This is a genomic window from Lentzea sp. NPDC006480, assembly GCF_040611995.1.
Lineage (GTDB): Bacteria > Actinomycetota > Actinomycetes > Mycobacteriales > Pseudonocardiaceae > Lentzea.
The window spans coordinates 1-24,977 of sequence record NZ_JBEXPJ010000136.1 but is presented as its reverse complement, the minus strand read 5'-3'; the positions used below and the strand labels follow the sequence as shown (position 1 = coordinate 24,977).

The 24,977-nt window shown below is 69.1% G+C and carries 21 protein-coding genes and 1 pseudogene; 13 read left to right on the top strand and 9 right to left on the bottom strand.

Going from position 1 to position 24,977, the window contains the following annotated elements; all coding sequences use genetic code 11:
* The first annotated feature begins 886 nt into the window (after positions 1 to 886).
* Complete coding sequence (locus tag ABZX92_RS35370) at positions 887 to 1,324, top strand: hypothetical protein (protein ID WP_355569327.1); 438 nt, start codon at positions 887 to 889, stop codon at positions 1,322 to 1,324.
* A gap of 177 nt (positions 1,325 to 1,501) precedes the next feature.
* Positions 1,502 to 1,789 carry an alpha/beta hydrolase gene (locus ABZX92_RS35365; RefSeq protein WP_355569325.1) on the top strand — a complete coding sequence of 96 codons (288 nt, stop codon included), beginning with the start codon at positions 1,502 to 1,504 and terminating at the stop codon, positions 1,787 to 1,789.
* A gap of 192 nt (positions 1,790 to 1,981) precedes the next feature.
* On the opposite strand, the gene ABZX92_RS35360 is transcribed toward ABZX92_RS35365, so the two are convergent.
* Both ABZX92_RS35360 and ABZX92_RS35355 read right to left on the bottom strand, forming a co-directional pair.
* On the bottom strand, positions 1,982 to 2,803 hold the full coding sequence (locus ABZX92_RS35360) for a CHAP domain-containing protein (protein WP_355569322.1): 822 nt from the start codon (positions 2,801 to 2,803) through the stop codon (positions 1,982 to 1,984).
* A gap of 49 nt (positions 2,804 to 2,852) precedes the next feature.
* On the bottom strand, positions 2,853 to 3,692 hold the full coding sequence (locus tag ABZX92_RS35355; RefSeq protein ID WP_355569319.1) for a peptidoglycan-binding protein: 840 nt from the start codon (positions 3,690 to 3,692) through the stop codon (positions 2,853 to 2,855).
* Positions 3,693 to 3,959: 267 nt separating this feature from the next.
* On the opposite strand from ABZX92_RS35355, the gene ABZX92_RS35350 reads away from it, so the two are divergent.
* Entirely contained in the window at positions 3,960 to 5,357 is a 1,398-nt protein-coding gene (locus ABZX92_RS35350) for a trypsin-like serine protease (RefSeq protein ID WP_355569316.1), read from the top strand.
* Positions 5,358 to 5,408: 51 nt separating this feature from the next.
* Here ABZX92_RS35350 and ABZX92_RS35345 read toward each other — a convergent pair whose 3' ends face one another.
* Positions 5,409 to 6,113 (bottom strand): TioE family transcriptional regulator, encoded by a 705-nt coding sequence (locus ABZX92_RS35345; RefSeq protein ID WP_355569313.1) that lies wholly within the window; start codon positions 6,111 to 6,113, stop codon positions 5,409 to 5,411.
* A 148-nt stretch (positions 6,114 to 6,261) separates the two neighbouring features.
* On the opposite strand from ABZX92_RS35345, the gene ABZX92_RS35340 reads away from it, so the two are divergent.
* From ABZX92_RS35340 to ABZX92_RS35305, 8 genes are all read left to right on the top strand, one after another.
* Positions 6,262 to 6,759: a hypothetical protein gene (locus tag ABZX92_RS35340; RefSeq protein WP_355569310.1), complete on the top strand. Its 498-nt coding sequence runs from the start codon at positions 6,262 to 6,264 to the stop codon at positions 6,757 to 6,759.
* A complete protein-coding gene (locus ABZX92_RS35335; protein WP_355569307.1) occupies positions 6,759 to 8,141 on the top strand; it encodes a hypothetical protein in 1,383 nt (460 codons plus the stop codon). Before ABZX92_RS35340 ends, ABZX92_RS35335 begins: the two co-directional genes overlap by 1 nt.
* A complete protein-coding gene (locus tag ABZX92_RS35330; RefSeq protein ID WP_355569304.1) occupies positions 8,138 to 9,502 on the top strand; it encodes a VWA domain-containing protein in 1,365 nt (454 codons plus the stop codon). The genes ABZX92_RS35335 and ABZX92_RS35330 overlap by 4 nt, the downstream gene beginning before the upstream one ends.
* 21 nt (positions 9,503 to 9,523) lie before the next feature.
* A complete protein-coding gene (locus ABZX92_RS35325) occupies positions 9,524 to 10,636 on the top strand; it encodes an AAA family ATPase (RefSeq protein WP_355569301.1) in 1,113 nt (370 codons plus the stop codon).
* The gene (locus tag ABZX92_RS35320) at positions 10,633 to 13,350 is read left to right on the top strand and encodes a DUF5682 family protein (RefSeq protein WP_355569299.1); all 2,718 of its coding nucleotides are present in this window, start codon (positions 10,633 to 10,635) and stop codon (positions 13,348 to 13,350) included. Before ABZX92_RS35325 ends, ABZX92_RS35320 begins: the two co-directional genes overlap by 4 nt.
* Positions 13,351 to 13,445: 95 nt before the next feature.
* On the top strand, positions 13,446 to 14,273 hold the full coding sequence (locus ABZX92_RS35315; protein ID WP_355569296.1) for a CPBP family intramembrane glutamic endopeptidase: 828 nt from the start codon (positions 13,446 to 13,448) through the stop codon (positions 14,271 to 14,273).
* On the top strand, positions 14,270 to 15,400 hold the full coding sequence (locus ABZX92_RS35310; protein ID WP_355569294.1) for a histidine kinase: 1,131 nt from the start codon (positions 14,270 to 14,272) through the stop codon (positions 15,398 to 15,400). The genes ABZX92_RS35315 and ABZX92_RS35310 overlap by 4 nt, the downstream gene beginning before the upstream one ends.
* Positions 15,397 to 16,050 carry a response regulator transcription factor gene (locus tag ABZX92_RS35305; protein WP_355569291.1) on the top strand — a complete coding sequence of 218 codons (654 nt, stop codon included), beginning with the start codon at positions 15,397 to 15,399 and terminating at the stop codon, positions 16,048 to 16,050. The genes ABZX92_RS35310 and ABZX92_RS35305 overlap by 4 nt, the downstream gene beginning before the upstream one ends.
* Positions 16,051 to 16,065: 15 nt before the next feature.
* Here ABZX92_RS35305 and ABZX92_RS35300 read toward each other — a convergent pair whose 3' ends face one another.
* The 3 genes from ABZX92_RS35300 to ABZX92_RS35290 form a co-directional block, all read right to left on the bottom strand.
* The gene (locus tag ABZX92_RS35300) at positions 16,066 to 16,248 is read right to left on the bottom strand and encodes a hypothetical protein (protein ID WP_355569289.1); all 183 of its coding nucleotides are present in this window, start codon (positions 16,246 to 16,248) and stop codon (positions 16,066 to 16,068) included.
* A gap of 341 nt (positions 16,249 to 16,589) precedes the next feature.
* Positions 16,590 to 17,156, bottom strand: a complete 567-nt coding sequence (locus ABZX92_RS35295) for an ATP-binding protein (protein ID WP_355569286.1) — start codon at positions 17,154 to 17,156, stop codon at positions 16,590 to 16,592.
* 32 nt (positions 17,157 to 17,188) lie between these two features.
* On the bottom strand, positions 17,189 to 17,575 hold the full coding sequence (locus tag ABZX92_RS35290; RefSeq protein ID WP_355569283.1) for a hypothetical protein: 387 nt from the start codon (positions 17,573 to 17,575) through the stop codon (positions 17,189 to 17,191).
* Positions 17,576 to 17,736: 161 nt separating this feature from the next.
* On the opposite strand from ABZX92_RS35290, the pseudogene ABZX92_RS35285 reads away from it, so the two are divergent.
* Positions 17,737 to 17,925: pseudogene (locus tag ABZX92_RS35285) on the top strand (helix-turn-helix domain-containing protein); the annotation flags it as partial.
* 23 nt (positions 17,926 to 17,948) lie between these two features.
* Entirely contained in the window at positions 17,949 to 18,320 is a 372-nt protein-coding gene (locus ABZX92_RS35280) for an integrase core domain-containing protein (protein ID WP_355569280.1), read from the top strand.
* Here the strand turns inward: ABZX92_RS35280 and ABZX92_RS35275 are convergent.
* The 3 genes from ABZX92_RS35275 to ABZX92_RS35265 form a co-directional block, all read right to left on the bottom strand.
* Positions 18,317 to 18,526: a hypothetical protein gene (locus ABZX92_RS35275; protein WP_355569278.1), complete on the bottom strand. Its 210-nt coding sequence runs from the start codon at positions 18,524 to 18,526 to the stop codon at positions 18,317 to 18,319. The two genes, ABZX92_RS35280 and ABZX92_RS35275, sit on opposite strands and share 4 nt — an antisense overlap.
* Positions 18,523 to 19,158 carry a hypothetical protein gene (locus tag ABZX92_RS35270; protein ID WP_355569275.1) on the bottom strand — a complete coding sequence of 212 codons (636 nt, stop codon included), beginning with the start codon at positions 19,156 to 19,158 and terminating at the stop codon, positions 18,523 to 18,525. The genes ABZX92_RS35275 and ABZX92_RS35270 overlap by 4 nt, the downstream gene beginning before the upstream one ends.
* A 563-nt stretch (positions 19,159 to 19,721) precedes the next feature.
* Positions 19,722 to 21,059 (bottom strand): pentapeptide repeat-containing protein, encoded by a 1,338-nt coding sequence (locus tag ABZX92_RS35265; protein WP_355569330.1) that lies wholly within the window; start codon positions 21,057 to 21,059, stop codon positions 19,722 to 19,724.
* Positions 21,060 to 24,977: the final 3,918 nt, after the last annotated feature.

The following is a 24,977-nucleotide window of genomic DNA, read 5'->3' as shown; positions in this document are numbered from 1 at the left end:
GGAGGGACTGAGATGAGAACCGCCATGGAGATCCAGCAGCACGACGTCCACAGTGGATGCAAGCCGCACCGACTCCCTCGCCCGTCGCCGCGTCGATCACGTTGAACAACCGCGACAGCAAGCCGCCAGCCCGAACCGGACCACCGGGTGATCGTCTACCACCAGCACCGTCTGAGGCTGTCGGACCGGCAGGGAGAACAACAGCTGGCGGCTTACATGGTCCCTGGGGTTGCCGAGGGCTCGGATGTGGATGTGAGCGAGCACGTGGAGAAATGACGCTTCGTCTACGACTCGATGTACGGCGACACCACCGGAACCATCGGAGACGACTTCACCGGCTGGAACAGCGCCTTTACCTGTGAGCCCATCCCGTTGGCCGGGATGCGCGAGCGGTGTGACTCGACTGTGGAGAGGGTGTGAGGCCTCGCCGTGGCTTCGATATCGCCTGAGATGGCTGCGTAGCGCCACAGCGAGTAGTACCGTAATCCCCTGCCAGGACGGTCGCGGCGAGCGCGACCGCCAGGACGATGTCCGTGACGAGCACGAATCCGACCCTACCGTCAATCCTGAGAGGCACGCCGAAGATCGCGTGCCAGCGCGACGCGTCCACGGTAGGCCGTCCCTGACGTCGACGGCCATGAAAGCCGCGATCGTGCTGATTCTGCTCGCCTCGACTCTGCACTGGGGCGCCCGCGAAGCTCGCGTGGCAGGACTGCGCGGCCGAGGTCCAGTGCGCGACGCTGACCCTGTCGGCGGACTGGCACACGCCGTGCGGAGCGGTCACCAAGGTCAACTTGGCCCGGCTGCGCGCCACCGAGGAGAAACGCGGCTCGGTGATCGTGAACCTGGCGCGGGGCAACAGCACGAACGCGATGCTGGGTGCGTTGTGCCGCCCCCGTTGCGGGAACTGGTCTGGCACCTCGACGTGGTGGTGTTCGACCCGCCGGGGCTGGGTCGCGCCGGGCAACGGCACGCTGATCCGTTCCGACCCGCACTCTCGGTCTACGGGTTCGTCCGGGGTTCCTGGGCCGCGCAGGAGAAGGCGAACCGGGCCTACGATGCGAGCTGCCGCGAGGCGGCGGGTCCCACGTACCAGCACCTGACGTCGTGGCAGATGGCGAACGACTTGGCCGCGTTGCGGAGTGCCTTGGGCCAGAAACGGTTGCGGTATCTCGGAAACCTCTACGGCATCAGCTACGGCCAAGCGTACCTCCGCCAGTTCGGTGGGCGGATCGACCGGATGTATCGCGATCACGCGCACACCATGAAGGCGCAGCTGTTCCGGTTCCGCGACTGGTGCGCCGGGCCCAGATCGGTGTGCTGATCGGGTGACGCTGCCGCGGTGGCCGGACCTGTCATGGGCCCTGAAGGGCGGCGAGTTCCCTTTGGATCCGCCACCAGAGGAGTGTAGAAGTGTGCAGCCAGGCTTGCTGTGCCATGACTTCATTCTAGATGTGCCCTCCGTGGAGGAGGTTCACGCTTTCCAGGAGCGGTTGCGGAAATGGACGCCGAGGGTCGGCTGGCTGGGGCGCGCATGCAGGTCGCGCAGTGTGTCGGCGTCAAGGGACCGCCGACACACCTGTCCAGTCCTTTCAACGACGCGCCGCTGTTGATCGAGATCGGCGAGCGCGACAACAACACACCGAACCTGGGTGCCGCGCACGTGACTGGTCAGCATCCAGGTGCGCGAACCGTATGGCACGGCGACGAGCATGCCGCGTTTCTGCTGGGAAACCAGTGTTTGGGCGGGTATGTCCGTGCTTATCTCACCGACGCGTGCTGCCCGTGAACGGAGCCCGGTGCCCGGCGGAACTCGGTCCGCACACGGGCTATTTGCGGCCCAACTTTTCGTTCTACACCAACGACGCTCGCTCTCACGCTAGGAGCGTGGACCGTCCGCGGATGGCCTGGGCGCGCGGTAATCTGCGAACACGAGGTGCCGGTACGGAGTACCGGCACCTCGTGGGTGATCACTGGTTGGTCAGAAGTGGAGCATGTACTGGAAGTCCGCCTGGGCGTTGCTCACGTGGAGGTTCTTGCGGGTGCCGTAGGCGAGCGGGTTGTTCCAGTTGTATTCCTCGACGTCGAACGAGCCGTCGGAGTGGACCGCGTTGACGTAGGCGACGTGACCGACGCGGTGCACGTCGTTGACGGCGATGGCGCCGACCTTCGGGGTCTTGTTGACCGTGACGCCGACGCGGCGGGCGGCGTCGTCCCAGGTGCCGGCGTTACCCCAGGTGGTGCCGCCGTAGGAGTTGCTGAAGCTGGGGACGCCGAGCCTGCTGGCGATCCGGTAGGCCGCAAAGGCGGTGCAGTTGTCCTGGGCGAAGCCGCGGGGGCGGCCGTCGTAGTCGTTGGTGGGGCTTTCCGAACCGCCGCCGCCGCTGGTGAGGAACTTGTGGCTGGCGTTGTTGTTCTTCAGCGTGGCGTTGAGGTTGCCGGAGGCGCCGGGGGCGAAGTCCTGGCTCGCGCCGCCGTAGTTGCTGTTGAAGTAGACGCGCACGGTGTGGCTGGTGCGGTTGCGCACTGATGCTGCGGCGTTCTTCACGCACAGGCCTTTGCCGGCGCCGGCGCCCTTGAACTCGTAGCAGGACGGCTGGGTGGCGCCGTAGTCGTCGATCGAGCCGGTGAAGTCGGAGATCGAGCCGGCCTGGTTGCTGTTGTAGAAGAGGCAGAACTCTCCGCTGTCGCAGTCACCGTCGCGGCTCGCGGCGGAGGCGGGGGAGGCGGCGGCGAGCATGAGGGGCGCGACCAGGGCCAGTGCGGCCCCGGCGGCGGCGAGCATCGTGCGTGCGATTTTCACGGGTTTCCCTTTTGGTGAAGTGTGGTGGTGATCGGGGGCTGGGCTTTGGTCACTGCGCGCGCTGGTAGTCCTCCCAGGTCTTGATCGGGACCTTGGGGCCGTCGTCGGGGTGGCGGTTGCCGAGGCCGTTGAGGCCGAGGTAGTAGTCGCCGACCTGGTTCTGGGCCTGGGTGGCCTGGTCGGTGTCGTTGATCGCCACGGCGTGGATGTGCCACGGCCACTGGCCCTGGGACGGGCTGCGGACCCAGGCGGCGAAGCCGACCTGGCGCAGCGCCTTGGCGACGGCGGTGCGGGTGTCGGCGGACATGCCGTCGACGTTGATGTCCACGACGCCGCCGCCGTCGTGGGTGCCGGCGGAGGTCGGGTCGCCGCCGGGGTTGTAGGAGCCCTGGTCGAGCTTGAGGTGACGGTTCAGCAGACGTTCGGCCTCGGTGAGCATCGCCTGGGTGCGGGTGTTGACGACGTACCCGTCGCGCGCGACCTTCGAGCCCGGCTTGATCACGTGGGAGACGGTGAACCGGCCCTGCCCGAGCGAAGCCAGCGAGCTCGCGCCGGGGAGCCCGTTGGCGGCCAGTCCGGTGTAGCCGAGCGAACGCTGGTAGGCCGCGTACGCCTTGATGGTCGTGGTGCCGAAGTAGCCGTCGACCCATTGGGCGTCCAGCAGGTTGCGTGCCTGGAGTGCCCGCTCGACGGCCAGCACGGAGTCCTTGGCGCCGGGGGTCAGCGTGTCGTCGGCGCGCCGGGGGTCGATCTGGGCGGCCAGGACGGTGGCTTCCATGTTGACGACGGTCGCGGCGGAAGCCTGCGTCGCGCTCAACGTCAGGCTGCCCAGGACAGCGAAGGTCGCCAGCGCCGTGACGGCGCCCTTGGTCTTCAACTTCGTGTTCATGCGGTGTTTGTTCCGTTCGGTCAAAGCTCGGAAGTGGGGACAGCGCGAGCGCAGTGCCTTTGACCAAGGCTCGGACATGGCACTGACAAAGCTCTGACACCGTGGTCCGCCACGGGCGGCCGATGCTCCGCTATGGGCGTTTTCGCCTGAGTTCAAGAGGCTTTCCTCGCGGCGGCACCTGTCAGCGGTTTGTCAGCGCCCGTTCCTAACTTGCCGACACGGAGAACAACGCATGCGACAAATCCATTGGTTGATGGGGGTTTTCCTTTGAACAGACCCAAGCGCCGGCTCCTGAGCTGTGTGCTCGCCGGCTCGGTGGCCGCGGCGGTGCTCGGTGCCGGACAGGCCAGTGCCGCTTCGAGCGACACCGACGTGACCGGTGACCAACCGGCCACCTCCACGGCGGTCGAGGTGTTCACGACACCGCCCGCGCTGCCGGAACAGATCGCCGACGACGTGGCACAGGCTCTGGAGACGGCCGAGGTGCGCGCCGAGGCGGACCCGGCGGATCTCGCTCCGCCTTATGTGGACCGCGCCACCGGGCGGATCGTCGCGGGCGTGCGGGCCGAGGCGGATTCGACCAAGGTCGCCTACGCGGCGTCCAGCATCGCCGTTCAACCGTCCGAAGTGGACAACGGCAACGACGATCCGGCGCAGGACGGTGTCCTGTCCGGCAAGACCGAGGAACCGCCGCCCGCGGTCGCCCAGGAACCCGACCAGGTCATCGTCATTCCGCGGATGTTCTACCCGAGCACGCCGCGGGCCAAGTACAGCCTCGCCGACCTCGACGCCGTGAAGGACGCGGTGCTGGAGTCGGATGTGCCTGGTGCGGCGAACATGTACGCGGCGTCCGTGGACGCCGAGCACAACCGCGTGGTGGTGCGTGCCTCGGCGCTCACCGAGGAGACCCGCACGGCGCTGGCTGGTCGTTTCGGCGCCGACAAGGTCGCGGTTCACCTGACTCCGGGCGCGTCCATGGCCGCGGAGTACACGCGGGACGACGACGCGAACCCGTTCTACGGCGGCTCCACCACCAACACCAACATGGGCACCTGCACGGTCGGATTCTCCTGGACGCACCAGGGCGAGAGCTACTTCCTCACCGCCGGGCACTGCACGAGCGCCAACAGCGACGTGCGGATGCCGCACTACGGCAGCACGAAGATCGGCAAGGTCGTCAAGGACAACTGGAACAACACCACCGGCTCGACCAAGATGAGCGGTGTGCCGTACTACAGCGGCGACCTCTCGCTGGTGAAGATGAACGGCAACTGGATGACCGGCGGGGCGATGTACGTCGGCGGGCCGAACTCCGGCACGTACCGGACGGTCAAGGGAGTCGCGAGCAGGTCGCCGAAGATCGGCGACAAGTACTGCACTGGCGGCACCACGAAGGGTGAGCTGTGCGGCTGGAAGGTGTCCGACGTCAGGGCGAACGTGCGGTACCGCGACGGCCAGCTGGCGCGCAACATGACTCTGGGCAAGAAGAGCGGCACCTGCACCGCGCCCGGTGACTCCGGCGGCCCGATCTACACGGTCAGCGGCGGCAAGGTCGTCGCGAAGGGCATCCACAGCGGCGGCGGCAGGGACGGCGTCTGCCTCGAGGCGTTCACCGACGTCCGGCTGGCCGAGAAGGCGCTGCCGGGCATCGTGAAGAAGGGCTGACGAACCTGTTCTCAAGTGGCCGGGCGCTGAGGCGTCCGGCCACCGTCGTACTCAGGTCACGTCGAGGAACGCCAGGTAGGCCGAGAGGCGGTTGGCGGCGTCGAGCATCGCGATGCCGCGCGTGGTCAGGCGTCGGCGCCACTCGTCCAGCGCGCCGGAGAGAGCCTGCGTGCCGCCTGCTGTGCGGATCTGTTTCACGACGACCGCGATCTGGTCGAGGCCGTAGCCGCCGCGGCGCAGGAGGTGGGCCAGTTCGGCGTCCCGGACGTCGGCCGCGTCGTAGGTGCGGTGGCCTGCGGGTGAGCGTTGGGGGACAACGATTTCGGCGTCCTCCCAGTTGCGCAGGGTTGCGGTGGTGACGTCCAGGCGGTGGGCCAGGTCGCCGATGCTGGACGTCGAGCGCCGGTCGGGCGCAGGCTGCGGGGTCGCGGTCAGGTGTCCGATCGCTTCCGCGACTGCGTCCAGGGTTTCGCGGTCGCGTTGGAGTTGGGCGTGGCTGCGGTCGATCGTGGAGAGGGCGGCGTCGAGCTGGTTCGTGTTGAGGGCGCGCATGATTTCCCGGGCGGTGGCGTGGCCGTGGGCCGGGACCAGGGCGAGGAAGGCGCGCAGGGCCGCGGCGTGCAGGCCGGTGTAGACGCGGTAGCCGCTGGCGGTGCGGTCCGCGGGCGGGATCAGGCAGTCGGTCTCGTAGTTGCGGACGGCTTGGGGCGTGATCGAGTGCTCACGGGCCAGGTCGATCGGGCGCAGCTTGCTCACCCGGTTGAACTTACGACCTCCTGGTCGGGGTTGCCTGGTCAGAGGGTCTCTGGGGGCATCGGCCGAAAAATGTCAGACCTCGTCGCTAACGTCTCTCCTGTGCCGCTGGAAGGGCGGATGGGTTGCTCGGGGGCGAGGAGAGGATTCGTTGTCGGACTGGGAAAGTGCGAGCACGGCGCGGGTGTTGGCGCCGGCGCGGCCGCGCAAGCTCGCCAAGGTGCCGTTCGTCGAGCTGGCGGACGGGCGGCTGCAGGGGGTGGTGTCCAGTGGGTCGGACATCGAGCGGGTGTACGTGTCTTCGGTTGCTGTGGGGAGCTACGAGTTCGCTTGTAGTACCAACAACAACAGGCCTTGTGGCGGGGCGCGGGGGTCGTTCTGCAACCACATCCACGCGCTGATCACCGAGGCGGTGTTGCAGTACGGGGTGGAACGGGTGGCGCGGTACTTGAGGGTGGATGCCGCGGACATGGACGCGCAGGCGATCTACTCGCAGATGATGGGGGCGAGGCCTGCGCAGGCGGACAGTGCCGCCGCGGCGCAGGTGTTCAGCCGGTTCCTGCGGCATTTGGCCTATGTGGAGCTTCCCGCGACCACGGTCGCGGTGCCTGAGCTGCAGTGGTTTCCGCCTACCCGGGCGGTGGTGTGATGCGGGTCGATCTGCTGGCGGACGCCCTGGACGGGGTCGACGAGGTGCTCGCCGTGATCGCGGGTGCTGATCAGGCGCTGGCCGGTGGGCTGTTGCGGCCGCAAGCCGCGCAGGCTGCCGGGCTGGTGGCGCTGGCCGAGGCGGTGGCGGCGTCGCCGTTGGGGGCCAAGGTGGCCGAGGCCGCCGAGAAGGCGGCGGCCGGGGCGGCTGGGGAGGAGCACTTCGTTTCCCTTGCGGCGGCGCGGATCGCGTTGTTCGGATCGGTGCACGACGCGGTGCTGGCGCGGGTCGAGCAGGCGACCGGACGCGGCCGGGGGGACGCCGTCGTTGCGCTGCCAAGTGGCGGTGGGCAGGCGGAGAACCTGTTGCTGGCCGCGCGGTCGTGGCTGACCGATCTGGCGCGGGCCGGGTGGCAGGGGATCGACCACGACCTGGTTTCCGGGGCCGAGCCGGTGATCTCCGCGTTGCTGCCGGAGCCACGGCTGCGGCGGCTGGCGGTGTTGCTGGACGGGTTCGCGGCCGAGCTGGCCGCCTCGTGTCCCGGGTCGGCGCTGGAGCGGATTCCGGTGCGGCGCTGGGGAGATCTGTGGTCGCGGGCGATGTTGCTGACGTTGCCGGGGGCGGCTGAGAGCTCGATCAGCACGGTTTCCGGGCGGTTGCTGCCGCTGGGGGTGGATCTGCACGAGCACGCGACTGCCGCGCAGGCTCAGGTGCACGCGGTGTTCGAACCAGCCGACGGTGGCACGCCGCGGTTGGTGCGGGCCAGTGTGTCCGCGCCGAAGCCGGACACGATCATCGGCGCTGGGATCTGGCAGTTGCTGCGGCCGCACATGTCGTTGCTGCAGGCGGTCAGCGAGGGCAAGGCGATGGAGCTCACCGACATGCCGATCACCGCTGAGGGAGATCTGGTGTGGGCGGACGAGCACGCGAAGCTCGGCGAAGCCGCTGATCCGTTCGTCACCGCGCGGGTCGTGCTGCCGACCGCGAGCACGCTGCCGACGGCGCCGCTGGACCGGCATCCGGCCCGCATCGCCGTGCCCGTGTTCCTGGAGGGCTACACCGCCGAGCAGGGCGGGGAATCCCTGAACGTTGCCGGGCAGTCCGTTGCGGTGGACACCGATCGGGTGCCGGTGGCCGGGCCGCTCACTCCGGAGGCGGTGGCGACCTCGAACGCGTGCATCGGGCTGTTGCGCTGGGACGCGGGGGTGTTCCGGGTTCAGCCGCTCGCCGTGGAGACGACCGTGCGCAAGAAGACGGTGGCCCTGCACGCTGGTGCGTGGGCCGGTGGCGCGGTGGACAAGGCCGGGGTCAAGGCGGAGAAGGCCGCTACCGACGCGGCGACCGTGCTTCGGGAGCGTGCCGGAAGGTTGCTGCGGAAATGAGCGACGCGCAGGAGAACCGGCGGCAGGTGCTCTACTGGCGGTTGTTGTCGCGACTGTTCGACCACGAGGAACAGTCCACTTTGGAGTCTGCCAGTCTGGCCGTGCTGCAGGACATCGGGCTGCCGCCGGCGTTGCTGGACCCGCAGGCCGGGGTCGACTCGATCGTGCAGCGTCATCCGGAGCTCGCCGCCGAGTTCGACGGCCTGATGGTTCCCGGACCAGCCGACGAACGTGACAAGGCGGCCGAGGTGCGGCGGGCCGCGCTGGTGGGGAAGGTGCTGCTGAACGTCTTCGGCACCGGGTCCGGCACGGTCACCGCCGGGCAGTTGTCCCGGTGGCAGGCCGACGCGGGCTGGCTGGAACGGGCGCTGGGCTGTCAGCCCGGGCAGCTGCGCGGCAACGGGCGGCAGGCCGGGCAGACCGGCACCGGGATGGGCTCCGGCACGCCGGACCTGAGCAACCTGATCCCGCAGATCGGGCCCGAGCTCGGTGCCCTGGAAGCGGATCTGGTCAAGCGCATGCACCTTCGTGAGGTGCTGGCTGATCCGAAGCTCGCCGCCCAGCTCACGCCGAGCATGTCGCTGATCGAGCAGTTGTTGCGGGACAAGGACAACCTGTCCGGCGTGGCGCTGGCCAACGCCAAGTCGCTGATCCGCAGGTTCGTGGACGAGGTGGCCGAGGTGCTGCGCACGCAGGTGGAGAAGGCTTCCGCCGGCGCGCTGGACCGGTCGGTGCCGCCCAAGCGGGTGTTCCGCAACCTCGACCTCGACCGCACGATCTGGAAGAACCTGACGAACTGGAGCCCGGAGGAGGAACGGCTCTACGTCGACCGCCTCTACTACCGGCACACCGCGCGCAAGACCACGCCGCAGCGGTTGATCGCGGTGGTGGACCAGTCCGGGTCGATGGTCGACTCGATGGTCAACTGCACCATCCTGGCCTCGATCTTCGCCGGGCTGCCCAAGGTGGACGTGCACCTGATCGCCTACGACACCAGGGCGCTGGACCTCACGCCGTGGGTGGCGGACCCGTTCGAGACCTTGCTGCGCACCAAGCTCGGTGGCGGTACCGACGGCACGGTCGCGATGGCGCTGACCCAGCCGAAGATCGCCGAGCCGCGCAACACCGTGGTGGTGTGGATCTCCGACTTCTACGAGTCCTACTGCGAGCAGCTCTACGACTCGATGGCGGCGATCCACCGCTCCGGCGCCAAGTTCATCCCGGTCGGCTCGGTGACCAGCTCCGGCCGCGGCAGCGTGAACCCGTGGTTCCGCGAGCGGTTCAAGGACCTGGGCACACCGGTGATCTCCGGTCACATCCGCAAGCTCGTCCACGAGCTCAAGACCTTCCTCACCATCTGACTTTCTTGAAAGGCACCACACATGTCCGACCTGTTGCGCGCCCCCGCCGAGCTCAAGTACGCCGAGGAACTGGACTGGCTGGAGTCGGTCGACGACAACCCCAAGCCGTTCTCCTGGCGGTTGTCGCCGAAGATGATCCGCCTGTTCGTGCTGGGTGCCGAGCGGTCCGACGGCCTGGACCGGGAGATCGCGCAGAAGTGGTTCGGTGATCGCAGCATCGTCGAGCGCGCCATCGTCACGCTGGCGTCCGACCGCGGTCTGCTGCTGATCGGTGACCCGGGCACCGGCAAGAGCTGGCTGGCCGAGCTGCTGGCCGCCGCGATCTCCCGCAACTCCACGCAGGTGGTGCAGGGCACCGCGGGCACCACCGAGGACCACATCAAGTACTCGTGGAACGTGTCGATGGTGATCGCCAAGGGGCAGTCCCGCGAGTCGATGATCCCGTCACCGATCATGAACGCGATGGAGACCGGCACGATCGGCCGGTTCGAGGAGCTGACGCGGTCGACCAGTGACGTGCAGGACGCGCTGATCTCGATCCTGTCCGAGAAGTACATCTCGGTGCCGGAGCTGGACAACGACAACATCGTGTTCGCCAAGCCCGGTTTCTCGGTCATCGCGACCGCGAACAGCCGGGACCGGGGCGTCAACGACCTGTCGTCGGCGTTGAAGCGGCGGTTCAACTTCGTGCGCATCCCGGTGGTGACGAACAAGAAGAGCGAGGCCGAGATCGTCCGGTTCCGTACCGAGGAGCTGCTGCGCCGGCACCAGATCGAGCTGGACGTGCCGCCGACGCTGCTGGACGTGTTGCTGCGCAGCTTCGCCGACCTGCGCGCGGCCTCAGCGGCGGCGGGCAGCGACGACGAGAAGCTGGAGTCCGCGCTCTCCACCGCCGAGCAGATCGGTGTGCTGGAGGACGCGATCCTGCACAGCAACTTCTTCGGCTCGCGCGAGCTGACCGCGCGCACGCTCGGTTCCTCGCTGGTGGGGTCGCTGTCGCGGCGGGCGCCGGAGGACCTGGCGATCATGAACAAGTACCTGCACGGCGTCGTTGAGCCGCGGGGCAAGGACGAGGGCGGGCTGTGGCCGGAGTTCCTGGCGGGCGGCCGCGACACGATCGCCACCCTCTCGTGAGCTTCGAGTCGCTGCGCACGCAGCTGAACGAGGCGGCGACGGCGTTCTCCGACGGACCCGGTGCCCTGGAGGGCATCCTGCTCGGCATGGTCGACGACGTGGACCGCGCGGTGCGGGAGCCGCTGGAGATCTTCCCGGTGTGCCACCACTCGCCGGCGTCTGCCGTGGCGATGGCCCGCCGGTTGCGGGACAAGCAGCCCAAGGTGATCTACCTGGAGCTGTGCGAGGACATGGCGCCGCTGCTCACCGAGCTGCGCAACTGCCGTCTCCCCGTCGCGGTGCAGGCGTTCGCCAGTGAGATCGACGGGTTCCCGGCCGACTGGGCGCCGCTGTCGGTCGTCGCGCCGATCACCGAGGCGTCCGCGGAGTACCAGGCGATCGCCTACGCGCTGGACACGCCGGGCGTCGAGCTGGTGCTGGTGGACCGCTCGTCCGACCACGTGTTCCAGTGGCAGCCACCGGAGACGAAAGCCTCAGACGAGGACGCGCTGCACGGTGACGCGGTCGGTGTGGAGATCGGTGACCTGCGGCCGCGCTTCGCGGAGCTGGAGGAGCACCTGCTGCACCACGGCAAGGTGCGGCACTGGTCGGAGTGGTGGCACCAGTACGTCGAGCTCCCGCTCGGCGACAGCGACCACGACACGTACCGCCAGGTGATGTTCCTGATCGGCAGCCTGTTCCGGCGGCTCGCTCCCGGCGACACGCACCGGGTGCGGGTGGACGAGGACCGCGAGCGGTACATGTGGACCCGGATGCGCGAGCACCTGGCTGCCAGCGGCGCGGACCCGGCCGAATGCCTGTACGTGTGCGGCGCCTTCCACGCGGCCAGCCGGGTCGCGGAGTTCGGTGTCGACGGCAGCGACGGCTTCGTGATCAGCCCGCGCAGTGCGACGAAGTGGCAGCACGGGTTGATCCCGTCGAGTCACGCGGCGATCGAGGCGCAGTTCGGCCTGGCGGCGGGCTCGGTGTCGATCGCGGCCACCGAGTGGGCCAAGAACCTCAAGCGCACCAAGGTGAAGCCGTTCCAGCTCGCTGGTCAGGCCGGCGGGAAGAAGGCTCGCAAACAGGCCGCACTGCCTGGTCCGGTCGCGGAAATCGCCGCGGTGGACCAGCTTTCCGGCTTCCTGCAACGTCCTCCGATGCTGGACCGGCTGGACGAGGAGGAGCTGCTGGGCTGGTCCGTGGAGATCGTCCGCGCGGCCCGCCGCAACGGCTATCTCGCCTCCACGGCTGACGCGATCGCGGTTTTCGAGACGTCGATCCTGTTGGCGGGCATGCGGGATCGGGCGCGGCCGACGCCGTACGACTTCCAGGACGCCGCCGTCACGTGCATCGAGAAGGACGTCGTGCCCGGTCGCCGGGACGTGCGGCGCCTGGTCGAGATCATGATGGGCGGCGACCGGATCGGGCAGGTCGGCTACGACGCGTTGCCACCGCTGGCGCGCGACGTGCACGACCGGCTCGCCCCGTTGAACCTCAAGCTCCAGCAACGAGGTGTGCAGCGCGCCCTGCTCGACATCACCTCGCAGCCGGAGCTCGAAGCGTGCTCGACCCTGCTGTGGATGCTGCGCTACCTGCTGCCGCACGGCGCCGCCCGCCCGATCATGGGCGAGCGGAAGCTGGGTGAATGCCCGATCCAGGAGTCGTGGGACCTCGCCCTCGGCACGCACCAGCGGTCGCTGATCGAGCTGGGTTACGAGGGCGTCAGCGTCGAGCAGGTCGTGGAACAACGCTTGCGCCGCAGCGCATACGACCCGCAGGCCACCACCGCGACCGTCCTCGAAGCCGTCGAGGACGCGATTCGGTACCTGCACAGCCCACGGCTGGCGGCCGAGCTGGGCATCCGTGCGCTGGAGGTGCTGTCGGGCGAACGCACGGTCGACGGCGCACCGGAGGTCCTGAAGCGGTCCCGCCGTCTGCTCGCCTACTACCGCACGAACGAACCCGTTCTGCCGCAGTGGATCGAGTCGTTCGTGCGGACCGGCTACGCGCACTACTGCACGTTGCTGCCGACGGCGTTCACCGAGGAGGAAGCGGGCGTCGACCAGGTGGCCGCGATGCTGGGCTTCCTGTTCAGCATGGAGTCACTGGCCTTGTCGCTGGGCTGCGACCGCACGCAGCTGGAACTCGCGGTGGCGCAGTCGCACCCGGAAGAGCCGTCCAAGGTGGCGCTGCTGTGGGCCGCTCAGGTCCACCTCGGCCGTCTGTCGCGGGCGGAACTTCGTGCTCGGTGCGACGACCTGCTGGGCAACCCGCTGTCGTTGCCCAGCTATCCGCGCTACCTGAGCGGGTTCGTGCACGCGCTCGATCCGGTGCCGAGCCTGGTGGACTTCGTGGTGGAGACGATGTCCAACGCGTTCGCGCACCTGCCGGATCCGTTGCTGTTGCCGTGGCTGCCCAGCCTGATCAGCACGCTGCGCTCGCGTGGCGCGCAGTTCGTGCCGCTGCTGATCAAGGAAGCCGGACGGTTGTTCCCCGGCCGGCTCCCGGCACTGGACGCGTGGGTGCCGCCGTGGCTCGACGAACCCGTGCCTGTCGCGGTGCGCAAGAGCACCGGACAGGGGCTGGCGCTGTTGGCCGCTCATCCGGAGACGTGTGATGCGGTTGCGGGGTTGTTGGGATGTGCGGGGGAGTGGCAGACCGCGCCGGGTGGGGTGGCGCCGCTGAGCCGCCATCCGGACACGGCGGTGGCATTGGAGGCACTGATGTCCTGAGTGGACTGTTGGGGTCGTGTCCCCCGTACGAGCTACCCGCGGATGTCCACCGCGCGGTGACGTTCCGGGACCGCGAAATCTCTAGCGTTCCGGGCATGCGAATCGTGAAACAGCTGGTCCTGGTCGCGCTGGTGTCGATGGCGGGCAGCGCCGCCGTGCAGGCGATGGGCTGGAACGCCCCGCTCACCCTGGTCCTCGGGGTCGCCACGGCGGCGCTGGCACTGGCCGCGTACGCGTGGGTGGTGCGCCGGACCGAGCGTCGTGAACCGGTCGAGGTCGCGCTGAAGGGCGCCCCGGCCGCCGTCGGGCGCGGAGTGCTCATCGGGATCGGGATGTTCGTGGTCGTCATCGTGAACATCGCCTTCCTCGGCGGGTACGAGGTGCACGGCTGGGGTTCGGTGGGAGGCGCGGTCGCGATCTTCGGCTTCATGGCGGCCGCCGCGGTGACCGAGGAGGTGCTGTTCCGCGGCATCCTGTTCCGCGTCGTGGAGGAGCGTCTCGGGACGTGGATCTCCTTGGCGCTGACGGGTTTGCTGTTCGGGCTCGCGCACGTCTTCAACCCGAACGCCACGGTGTGGAGTGCCCTGGCCATCGCGGTCGAGGCGGGCTTCATGCTCGCAGCCGTGTACGCCGCCACGCGCAACCTGTGGGTGCCGATCGGGGTGCACTTCGGCTGGAACTTCGCGCAAGGCGGCGTCTTCAGCACCAGCGTGTCCGGGCAGGACGCTCCGCAGGGGCTGCTGGACGGGGTGACGTCCGGTCCCGCGCTCGTCAGCGGCGGCGAGTTCGGGCCGGAGGCGAGCGGGTACTCGTTGCTGGCCGGCGTGGTGGTGACGGTGGTCTTCCTGTGGCTGGCGAAGCGCCGGGGCACCATCGTGCCGCGCCGGGGACGCACCGCACCGGCCGCTACGCTCGCCGCGTGAGCCGCGCGATCCGGGACCTGTGGAGCCGGTTGGACGTCACGGTCCAGGACGCTCCGATCGCGCTGCTGCTCGTCGTCGCCTCCTTCGTGCCGGCGCTGCACAGCAAAGGCACGCAGCTCGGCGACCTGCCGTCGCGGCCGATGGACGCGCTCGCCGTCGCGGTGATCGCACTCGAATGCCTGCCGCTGGTCGTGCGCAGGCGGTGGCCGCTGGTCTGCCTCGCGCTGGTGTCGATCGCTTTCGCGGTCGACCAGCTGCGCGGCTATCACACCGTTTCCGGTACCGCGCTGCCGATCGCGTTGATCAGCGCCGGACTGCACGTGGAGTTCCACCGCCGCGTGACCGTGATCGTGGCGACCGTCGCCTACGCGGCCTTGGCGATCGGGCTCGACCGCGGCGGTTCCGGCGAGGGCGTGGCCGGGTTCGTGACGTTCTACCTGGCGCTGGCCGCCGCGTGGGGCATCGGCGCGTGGTTGCGGCTGTCGCGCGGTGCGGAGGCCGAACGCCGGCGCCACGTCGCCGAGGCCACCCGTGCCGCGGAACGGACGTCCATCGCCCGCGAGCTGCACGACGTGGTGACCCACCACGTGACGGCGATGGTGGTGCAGGCGGAGGCGGCGCGGTACCTGACCGCGTCGCCCGACCGGCTCGACCAGACGTTGCAGACCATCACGGACACCGGCCGCCGGTCGCTCACCGACCTGCGGCACCTGCTGGACGTGCTGAACCCGGACCACCGCGGCGAGTCCGTCGGCGACCTGCGCGGCCTGGTCGAGCAGACCCGGCAGGCAGGTCAGCCGGTGGAGTTCGCCGAGGAGGGCGAGGCGGCGCGGGACGCGGGCAGCGCGGAGGCCGTCGCGTACCGGGTCGTGCAGGAGGCGTTGACGAACGCCCTCAAGTACGCGCACGGCGAGCGGACGACGGTCCACGTCCGGTACGGCGAGAGGGAGATCAGCGTGGAGGTCGGCACCGACGGCGCCCGGTCGTCCGCGGCGAGCGGCGGCAGCGGGCGCGGCCTCGCCGGGCTGCGCGAGCGCGTCGACGTGCTGGGCGGCGAGTTCTCCGCGGGACAGCGCGAAGGCGGCTTCGTGGTCCGCGCGCGCATCCCGGCCGGGAACCCGTCGTGACCGCGCCGATCCGCGTGCTCGTGTGCGACGACCAGGCGCTCATCCGCACCGGGTTCGCCACGATCATCGACGCGCAGCCCGACCTGGAGGTGGTGGGGGAGTGCGGGGACGGGCGCGCCGCGGTCGAGCTGGCCGGGCGACTCGAACCGGACGTGGTGGTCATGGACGTGCGGATGCCAGTGCTCGACGGCATCGAGGCCACGAGGTTGCTGGCAGGCGCGGGAGTCGCCGATCCCGTCAAGGTTCTCGTGGTGACGACGTTCAACCTCGACGAGTACGTCTACGAGGCGTTGCGCGCCGGCGCGAGCGGGTTCCTGCTCAAGGACGCTCCGCCGGCGCAGCTGCTGCACGGCATCCGGATCGTCGCCGGCGGTGCCGCGCTGCTCGCGCCGGAGGTGACCCGCCAGCTCGTCGGCCGGTACGCGGCGCGGATCAGGCCTGGGAACGAGGCCGAGGTCCCACTGGCGCCCCGCGAGCTGGAGGTGTTGCGCCTCATCGCGGAAGGCCTGCCCAACAGCGAGATCGCCGCGGCGCTGGTGATCAGCCACGAGACGGTGAAGACCTACGTGTCGCGCATCCTGACCAAGCTGGACCTGCGCGACCGGGTGCAGGCGGTCGTCTACGCCCACCGCCGGGGCCTCGTGACCTGACCGAGCGCCGAGGGGTCAGGCGTGGCCCGAGATCATCAGGTCGGCCAGGTCCTCCGGGTCGAGGAAGGAGGCGGGTGGGGGGCGGGCCCCAGTTGAAGAGGCCCTGACGCCTTCGAGGACTTCCGGGGTCCACAGGGCGACTTCCGGGATGTGGTCCATGTCGCTGTGGTACTCGGCGAAGCAACTGCGGAAGGTCATCCGCTTCCACCGCCAGCAATCCATGCATCGAGGCGCTCGCCGTGGCGGCCCGTCATCATCTCCGCGAAGGACGCGACGTGGTAGGCCAACCTCTCCAAGGTCGAACTGCGGGCCAGGATCTCCTTCAGGCGATCACGTTCCCGGCCGTCGAGGTCGTCTGGGTGCGGCCCGACGCGAGGTCGAGCGCACTTCCCAGTCGCAGCACCCAGCAACACCCGCGGCCACAGCGCCTGCAGCGCAGCTACCGCAGACCGTCGCCCAACGCGACTGCCCGCACTGCGGCGGGCCCGTCACCATCGTCGCCCTGCTCATCGTGCTGGATTTCAGGTAGCGCTGGTTGATCACCTGGAACAACGCGGACGCCCCTCGCCGGGCAGCGGGAGATAGCCCAGTTCATCGATCACAAGGAGTTTCGGTCCGGCGGAGAACCGCATCCAGGTGGCCCAGCGACCCTCGACCGCGGCCTTGTGGCAACGGGCGGCGAGATCGGTGGCGGTGGTGAAGTAGACCCGGTTGCTGGCCTCGGCAGCGCCTCTGGCGAGCGCGGTGGCGAGCATGGTCTTGCCGACTCCGGGCGGGCCGACGAGCAACACGTTGGAGGCGTCGTCGAGGAACCGCATCGTCGCGAGGTCGCGGATGCGTTTCTCGTCGACGCCGGGCTGGGCGGCGAAGTCGAAGTTCGCGAGCGTCCAGGGATCCGGCAGGCAGGCGAACCGCAGCCGTCCGGCCAGGCGGCGTTCCTCGGTGGCGGTGACCTCGATCTCCAGCAGCCGCTCGAGCGCGGCGGTGAGCGAGAGGTTCTCGGCGCGGGCGGCGACGAGGATCCTCGGCAGGGCCTCGGCGGCATTGTCGAGTTTGAGGTAGGAGAAGTGCGCGCGGAGTTGTTGATAGCGGCGGGCCTCACTCATCTGTGGCCCTGATCTGTTGGCAGACAAGAGTTTCAGTCCTCCTCGGACTCTGGTTGGGACTCATGGGTGGGTGCTCTGTCCAGCCTGGCCGCGGTGGCGGCGTAGGCGGACAGGTCGATCACGACGTGGGCTGCGGGCCCCGTCGCCGGCAGGCCGCGCAGCCGGGCTGCCTCGGCCAGCGCCGCCGCCGAGGGCGGACGGCGAGTCTTGTGGGTGCAGGGCTTGCTGATGGAGAACGCGCCCAGCGCGGCCCGCTCGAGCGCGACCACGTGCCCGTCGTCGCGGATCACCCGTCCGGCGCCGTCGGGAGCGCGACGGTGGGCCGCGACCACCGCGCCGCGAGCGGTGACGATGCGCAGCTCGTCCGCGCCCAGCCGGTGCCGGACCTGAACCTGGGCGCCGCCCAGACCCGGCGGCACCGAGTACTGATTGCCACGAAAGGAGATCAGCGCCTGCGCGGTGACGACACGAGTGACGTCGAACTCCGCCGGGAACGCGATCAGCGGCGCCGGATGAAGGTGCTAGGTCTAAAACTGACTGAGGTTGTTGACAGTCTGGGCTCCTGAACCGGAGGAGGCCCATGGCTGAGCGGGTATGGAGCGAGAAGGACTTGGCCAGGCGTGCTCGTCGGCGCCTGGCCGTGTTGCAGCACGTCGACGAGGTCAGCGGCAATGTGGCGGCAACCTGCCGCTACTACGGCATCAGCAGGACGGTGTTCTACCGCTGGAAGCGACGCTACGAGGAGGAAGGACTCGACGGTCTCAGAAGACCGCGATCCAGTTCCTGGACTACGTGCTGTCCCGGCTGCCGTTCCAGGTCGAGAAGATCCAGACCGACAACGGCGCCGAGTTCCAGTCCGCGTTCCGCTGGCACGCCCTGGACAAAGGCATCGGCCACGTCTACATCCGCCCGGCGACCCCGCGGCTCAACGGGAAAGTCGAGCGCTCCCACCGCATCGATGCCGAAGAGTTCTACCGGCTACTCGACGGTGTCGTGATCGGCGACGCCGGCGTGTTCAACGAACGCCTCAAGGAGTGGGAGGACTACTACAACTACCACCGCCCACACGGCGGCCTCGGCGGCCAGACTCCCTATGAGAGGCTGCTACAGAAGACCCCCACCCAAGCCCAGGTTGTCAACGACCACCGTCAGCAGCACAGCTAGGCCACGGCAAGCGCTTCGACGGTGGTGCGTGCACCGTCGCGGACCCGGCGGCGGCCGTCCATTGTGGCGGCGAGCCGGTCCAGCCCGGCCTGCGCCTCGGCGATGGTGACGTCGTCGCCCAGGGTGCTCCACCAGCGCTGCGCCGCGGAGTGGTTGGCCTTCTCCACCACGCCTTTGCGGTTGCCGCGCCGAGGAGGACAGGTCACCGACCGGACGCCGTAGTGCTTGGCCGCCTGGGCGAACGCAGGCGTGATCCGGCCCGAGGACGGGAAACAGACCGTGGCCATCCGGTCGAACCGCCAGACCTCGGTAACCCGCCGAGCCGACGCACGACCGCGTCCATGGCCTCGATCAGGTGCGGGAAATCCTCGGCATCGGCCAGAACACCGCGCGAGCGACCGGAATGCGCCAACGCGCCAACCAGCAGATGCGCGTGGCGGCCGACGCCCCACGTGGCTGGCGGGTCGGGTAGTTCGAGCCAGTCCCACTGGGTTTCCTCGCCCGGTGGGTGCGCGATGATCGCGACGTCGCGGCCGCGAGAGACCTGGCAGGGCTCGCAGTGCGGGCGCAGCTTGTGTGCGCGGATCGCCGAGGTCAGCGACGGATAGGAGCCGGTGAACCCGAGCTCGGCCAGCTCGTCGAACAGCGTCGACGCCCACAGGTGCGGGTCGTCGGCCAGCCGGACCCGGCAGTACTCGAGGAACGGGTCGATGAGCGTCGGCTGCGTGCGCTGCCGCCGCCCCGGCTCGCGCTCGCCGGACAGATACGCGCGCACCGTCTTGCGGTCCACGCCGAGATGCCGGGCGATCGCCGAGATCGACCAGCCCTGCTGACGCATTAGCGCCATCACCTACAGCAACTGATCCACCAAGGCGTGAACACGAAGATCAAGCGGCTCAGCGCCAGACCTACGGCCAAGTCAGCTCCAGCCTGCTGCGCAAAAGAATCCTTGTCACCAACTGACCGCACCGCGACGAAGGACGCCACGCTTGATCACGCAATCATGGACAGAGCCGCCCGTTTGACACACCCAGGGCCGGAACAGGCCGAAAAACAGTTGGTGAAGCCGCGGGTATATCAAAGCACGGCCGACTCACCTGAAACTCGTTGAGGTCACGTCATTGTCTCGGTGGTGATTGGTGCGTTGCGAACATGATGGCCATCGCGGTGGCTGCCTCGATATCGTCGAGGCTTATCAGATGAGCTATTTCGTTGATCCACGGTAGCGGCAGAGGCTGAGGAACGCCATGCCGGGCCAGGAGGTCCCTGGCCCGGTCACGGGGTGGTCCGGTCATGTCCTGGTCGACGAGGAGGCTGGGTAGAGGATGGAGTCCGAACGCGGGATCTGGTCCGTGGTGGTTCGGCATCGGGTCGCTCGGGCCGGCGTCGCTGAAGTACCACTCATGCGGCTGCAATTCCGCCATTATGGATTCCGTCTCGCCCACGTCCGGAAATCCCGGATCGGAGGCACCGAAATCGAGCCCGCCGAAATCGAGCCCGCCGAAGTCGGGTGCGCTGAAGTCGAGCGCACTGAAGTCGGGTGCGCCGAAATCGAGCGCGCCGAAGTCGAGCGCGCCGAAATCGGGTGCGCTGAAGTCGGGTGCGCCGAAGTCGAGCCCGTCGGGATCGAGCCCGTCGGGGGTGGGGAGTGCTGGGGTGGGGGTGTGAGCTGCTGTTCGGCCGGCATCCGTGACCGGGACGGATGGGTTGGGGTTGTCCGCGGTCACGTCGTCTGCGTCGTCTGCGGTGTTGTCTTCGCCGAATAGGTCGGTCCAGTCGTCTGTGGCTGGATCGGTGTTGTGGGTGTCGGCTGGTCCTGTCTGGGGAAGTGTGGGGGGTGTTGCCGGTGGCGGGGGGTTCGGGTCGCGTGTCGCCAGGATGTCGAGGTCGAGGTCGAGGTCGAGGGCGATTACCGGTTGCGGTGGTGGGCTGGTGGGGCGGGGGGAGGGGTTCGGCGGGGCCGTGGAGGTCGCCGGTCTGGGGCCGGGGTGGTGAGCGGCTGGGCGTTGTGTGGAGGTTCGGGCCGTGTTGTGGGTGTCGGGGTTGGCGGGCTGGTCTGGGAGGACGATGCGTACTCGCCGGTGTTCCCACTGTCCGGTGCTGTGGGCGGCCGGTGCCGGCCCTGGGCGTGTGGCCCGGCTGGCGATCAGGTGCACTCGTGCGGGCCGTGGTTGGTCGTCGGGGCTTGTCAGTGATTCTTGCAGCCCTTGGGCCACCAGGCGGGCGTGGGCGAGGCCGGCGGGGCCGTATCCGATCACCTCGACCCTCCAGCGCGGGCGGGCCCCGGACCTGGTCCGTGCCGGTGGTGTGCGCAGGGCTTCGGTTATCGGGGACAGCTGCGGATGAGGCAGGCCGAGCGTGTCCCACGACTGGGTCCAGGGCAGGATCACGTCCCAGGAGCGGGCCTCTCCGGAGCGGAGGGTCAGGGTCGGGTTCGGTTGTACGATGACCTGGTCGGTCATCGACGACCTGGTGAATCGGTACGGGGTGCGAAGCCGTGCTACCCAGACCACCTCGGCGGGAATGTCCGCGAGAGCGGGCATGACCGTGGAGTTGCCCACGAGTGCCTGCGCGATCCACTGCGCGGCCGGGGCGGCATGCGCAGGAATCGCTGGTCGGTACTCCTGCGGTACGCCACCCAGCGTGCCCTCGAGTGTGCTGGTGAGTGCGGTGACCAGGGTCTCGCGTACCTGTCGTAGCCGGTTGTCGGCGCCGCTGAAAACTCCGCCGCTTGTCCATGCCAGCAGACGCTGCTCGACCGTGACGGTGCCGGTCTGCTCGTCGAGCTGCAGATTCAGGCCCTGGGCCACCTCGGTGGCGATCGCGGTGAGTTCGTCGGTTTGCTGGCTGCTCAGCCCCTGCCGTCCCACTGTGAACATCGCGGGGAACATTGCGGGCGGGGTGAGGTGGGCGGTGTTCTCCTCGGCGCGCCATCCGTCCCGGCGTGCGGTGTCGGCCAGCTCCGTGACCGTGCCGGCGGCCGGGCGGGTGGCCATCCAGTGGTCGATTCCCGCCTGGACGAGGGTCAGGTGCACCAGATCGACCCGGCGGCCAGCGGTCCCGGCCACATGACTGATACTGCCGTCGGGGTTGTGCGCGTACAGGCTCAACCCGTAGGTGTGCGCCGCGACGTTCGGGGCCAGGTCACCGGCGACATTGTCGTACAGGCCCGTCATGCCCATCAGCGCCATCACCCGCTCATGCGGTCCGGGATCGTGCTCGCCCTGCCGTACCGGGGGCAGATTGGCGGCGATGAAGTCCTCGACCGCCGGCACCCACAACACCCGTGACGCCACGGGCAGCGCCAGGTCAGCACGCAGACTCGCGACAAGGTCCGCTCGGATCCGCTCAGCGGTGAACAGGGTGCCGTCCCCGTCACGCAGGCCTGCCGTGAGCGCCAGCGCGCGCATGAAACAGTCACCATCGCGAGCGACCTCGACCGCGACCAGACCCGACCCCAGCAGGCTTTCCTCCTGCACGACCCCGACCCCGTGATCGACACCGACCAGATGCCCGTACCCGGCGCGGGCCAACGCCCACCGCACCCCCGGCGTCACCCCGGCCCCGGCCCCCCGCCGCCCCAACAGGTAGAGCCGGTGCCCGAGCGGGAAAAGGTACCCACCCTCCACCGGCACCCGCAGACCATAGCTGGGCAGGCCACGGGAGCCGGTCCCATCCCAGACCGGTAACAGGCCCGTGGTGGTGGCCGTGGCCAGCGCCTGCAGATAGTGCTCCTCAGTCCACCCGCCCTCCGGCCCCGCCTCCAGCAGATGCCCGTACCCGGCGCGGGTCAGCGCCCGCCGCAGCTCCGGCGACAACCTCCCGCCCCCGCGCCCTCGCCCCAGTTTGTAGAGCCGTTGTCCGAGCGGGAAACGGTGCCCGCCTTCCACCGGCACCTGCAGGTCAGAGCTGGGCAGGCCGCGTTCGCCGGTCTCGTCCCTGGCCGGTAACAGGCCCGTGGTGGTGGCGGTGGTCAGCGCCTGCAGATAGTGATCTTGAGTCCACCCACCCTCCGAACCCGCCGGACCCTCCTCCAGCAGATGCCCGTAGCCGGCGCGGGTCAGCGCCTGCCACACCTCCTGCGACAATACCCCGACCCCGAACCCCCGCCTCAGGTCGAAGAGCCGTTGTCCGAGCGGGAACTGGTACCCGCCCTCCACCGGCACCCGCAGGTTACTGCGGGGCAGGCCGCGTTCCCCGGTCCTGTCCCAGTCCGGTAACAGGCCCGTGGTGGTGGCGGTGGTCAGCGCCTGCAGATAGTGATCTTGAGTCCACCCACCCTCCGGGACCGACTCCAGCAGATGCCCGTAACCGGCCTCGTCCAGCGCCTGCCGCACCTCCTGCGACAACCCCCCGGCCCCGGCCCCCCGCCGCCCCAGCTCGTAGAGCCGTTGTCCGAGCGGGAACTGGTGCTCGCCCTCCACCGGCACCCGCATGGCCTGCGCCGGCAGGTCGCGGGGGCTGTGCCCGTCCCAGCCTGGTAACAGGCCCGTGGCCGTGGCTGTGGTCAGCGCCTGTAGATAGTGCTCCTCAGTCCACCCACCGTCCGGACCGGTCTCCAGCAGATGCCCGTAACCGGCTTCGACCAGCGCCTGCAACACCCCCGGCGACAACACCCCGACCCCGACCCCTCGCCCCAGGTTGTGGAGCCGTTGTCCGAGCGGGAACTGGTACCTGCCCTCCACCCGCACCCGCAGGGCCTGGGTGGGCAGGCCGCGGTCGCCGGTCTCGTCCCAGCCCGGTAACAAACCCGTGGCCGTGGCCGTGGCCAGCGCCTGCAGATAGTGCTCCTCAGTCCACCCACCCTCCGGCCGCACGTCCAGCAGATGCCCGTAACCGGCCGTGGTCAGCGCCTGCCGCAGCCCCGGCGACAACACCCCGGCCCCGGTCCCCCGCCCCAGGCTGTAGAGCCGTTGTCCGAGTGGGAACGGCCGCCCGTCCGGCAAATCCACGATCAGCGATCGACGGGGTACAGCTCTCACGCCCTGAGGGTCCGCCGCGGGCAGCCGCCCCTCCTTTAGCGCGGTGGTCAGGGCGTCGATGTAGTCCTGAGGCGCCCGTGCAGTCCGCGCGCGTTTCTGCGGCGGCCCGGTGTCACCGTCCTCCGGAGCCGGCCGAACTCCACCGCGTCCCGCTGCACCGCGTCCCGCTGCACCGCGTCCCGCTGCACCGCGTCCCGCTGCACCGCGTCCCGCTGCACCGCGTCCCGCTGCACCGCCTTCCCCGCTCTGTGCGTTTCCGCGTGCTCCACCGAGCATCTGGCCGATCCGGCCCGACACCACCCATTGCGACAGCGTCACCCCGGCACCGGCCGAATCCCGCGGCAGCACAAAACCCGCCACATCCACCTCCGCCCGTACCGACCGCAGTGTCTCGACGGTGATCTCTCCCCCCGGCCACCCCCACCGCACCAACTGCGCGTTGACAGCAGAGAGCAAAGCCGTCTCGAAATCAATCTCCCGCCGAATAGGCGCACCCACCACACCCCCAGAGGCCAAGAACCGGCCCGTCTCCGATCGCGTGGACCCTCCCCCCTCGGAAGACGACTGGCCCTGCCCCGACTCCACCGGCCCATCGGCGACGATCACCAGATCATCCCGAACCACCGGACCTCGGCCCGACATCACACCATCCCCACTGTCCAGCACCGGCTGTACCGGTTGCGACGGCTGTACCGGCTGCGACGACACGATCGGCGCCCTCAGCGAACCCGATGGCATCCCCGCAAGAACATCGGACTCGCCGAACCCCTCGACATAGGACGACAACCGCGACTCGACCTCGTCACCTGACCGGCCCCAACGCCGGGGATCGGAGTCGATCACGCCCAGCAACCCTTCACGGGAGTCGTCGTTCCCCTTGCCGCGCTCGAGGCCCTCGTCCACATCGGACCCGACCTCGGTGTCCGAGTACGGGCCGTAGCGGATGTCCGTGGCGGAACCATGGTCGTAGTCGAAGACCAAGTCGGTCTTCGAATCGGTCCCGGAATCGGAATCGCTGTCCGACAGATCGCTGCCGAAATCCTGGCCGACAGCAAGGTTCTGGCCGGTAGAGGAAGCGACCGGTACCGGCACGTCGGATTCGAGCGTGACGCCGGCCTGAGGCGCCCGGACGACCTCCGGAGAGATTTCCGCGCCGGCGGTATCGGTGGAAACCGGCGTCTTGCTGGTCTCCCTGACGTCGATCTTCGGCGTGGCCGAAGAGAACGGGGTGTTCGGCGGCGAGGTGTTTGGCGGGTGACTCAGACCATCAGGGCCGTTGCTGGTGCCGTCGCTGCCCAGATCGCCGGTATCACTGCCGACCTTGACACCACCGCTACCGGCACCACCCACACCACTGCCCGAGTCGCGGCCACCGGAGATAGCACTGGCAGTCCCGCCATTCCCGCCGCCGTTGCCGCTTCGGTTGTCGCCACCGGCGATACCCGGCAGCTCCGCATACGGTGGCGTATACGGCGGCGCATACGGCGGGGCCGGGCTGTACGGCGGCAGAAGACTCTCGGACGAACCATTGCCCGCCAAGCCGAACCTGGCACCACCAGTGCCGGGCTTGAGATCCGTGCCGGGCTTGAGATCCGTGCCGGGCTTGAGATCCGTGCCGGGCTTGAGGCCTGTGCCGGGTCTGGAACCACCTGTGTCGAGTTTGATGTCCCGAGGC